Origin of the sequence: Enhygromyxa salina (assembly GCF_000737335.2) — a bacterium.
Taxonomy (GTDB): Bacteria; Myxococcota_A; Polyangia; order Nannocystales; family Nannocystaceae; genus Plesiocystis; species Plesiocystis salina_C.
This window is the reverse complement of sequence record NZ_JMCC02000281.1, coordinates 1-1,631: the sequence shown is the minus strand read 5'-3', so window position 1 is coordinate 1,631 and position 1,631 is coordinate 1. Positions and strand designations below refer to the sequence as shown.

1 pseudogene is annotated in these 1,631 nt (G+C 64.6%); it reads right to left on the bottom strand.

What is annotated here, in order from left to right:
• A pseudogene (locus DB30_RS40890) lies at positions 1-1,631 on the bottom strand (hypothetical protein); the annotation flags it as partial.

The following is a 1,631-nucleotide window of genomic DNA, read 5'->3' as shown; positions in this document are numbered from 1 at the left end:
AGCCGCCCGAGCGAGTCGTAGCAATTGTGCGACGCGTTCCCAAGCGGATCCGTCGTCTGGACCAAGTTGTTACCCTCGTCGTAGACGTAGCGCCAAACCCCGACCACGGCGTCCGTGGACGAACTCGAGACGTCGGTGAGCGCTCGCTCGATCACGTTTCCGTTGGCGTCATGGGTGAGCTCGACGATGTTCCCCTCAGCGTCGATTGTCCGCAGCGACCGACCCGCCGCATCGTACTCACGGGCGGTCTGCTCGCCGTTGTCGTCGATCTCCAGGATCACGCGGGACTCACGATCGTACACCCGCGTCGTCACCGAGGCACCATCGCCGATCGGCGTCTGGCTCGCCGGGTCGAAGTGATCACGCGATGTCACTACAGGCCGATTCATCGCGTCATAGCTGACTCGCGTTCGGCTGAGCAATACGTTGGCCCCCGGGCCGGGCAGGTCGACCAATTCCCCATGAAAGGACTGCTCGATCTGGTTGCCGGCAGCGTCGTACTTGAAGCTCGTCTGATTGCCCATCGCGTCTTCGACCAGCACGAGACGATCCGCGCAATCGTAGATCGAGCTCGTGACCCGTTCAGACCCCTCGAGCACGCGCCGCTCGTTGCCGTTGGCGTCGTAATCGATCTGTGTCGTCACCGCATGCGCCGACTCGGCACCACGTGTCTCCCGATAGGTCAGCCCGCGCTCGTCGTAGATCGTGGTGATCGTGGCCTCGCCCTGCTGCTGTAGCGTGACCTCGCGGTTGGCGTCGTAGCCAAGCACGCTGGTGAGCACGCGGCCGTCGCCAACCTGCTCGGTGGTGAGCGTGAGCTCGTTGAGAACGTCATACGCAAACGAGGTCGAGACCACGCCGTTGCCCTGCGGCGCACCTGCACAATCGAGCGCCTCGTAGTCGACGCGGACCAGGTTCATGTTGGCGTCATAGATGTGATCCGTGTACGCCCGCGTGGCCGCACCGCCTCCGCATGTCGCAGGGCACGTGGTGGCAGGACCCAGCTCGCGGACCAGCTCGTCGCGCGCGTTATAGAGGTAGAGCTTGTCGTTGCCGCGCGGGTCCACGCGCCGGACTTCATTGCACGCGGCGTCAAACTCTTTGGTGGTCGTCAGCGCCAGCCCATCAGGGTCGACGATCTCCTGACGAACATGCCCGTCATCGGCGTAGCTGAAGACCACCTCGCGGCGGACGCCCTGTGGGTCCGCCGGCAGCTGATGCCGGGTCAGCTGGCCGACAGAGCTGTACTCCATGTCTTCGCGGGTATCTGGCTCGGGGTGAATGATCGATGTGCGATTCCCAGCGGCGTCATAGCGTGCCTGGGTGACGTTGCCGCGCGCGTCGGTGGCAAGCACGACGAAGTCTTGGGCGTCGTGTTCGTTGCCGAGTCCCGGCGCGTACTCGAACAACTCGCGGATCCGCGGGAGGCCGCTGTCACACACGTCGGCCTCATAGCGACGCTCCCGCAGGTTGCCTCGGATCCGCGGCGACGCAGCGGAACTCAGATCCCCCTCGTAGATCGACACCGTCGCGTTCCCTCGCGGGTGGACGACGCGGCTGACGTGGCCATCGGCGTTATAAGCGAACCGCGTCTCGAAGTAGTCCGGGTCATCAGCCCGCAGCTTGTCCAC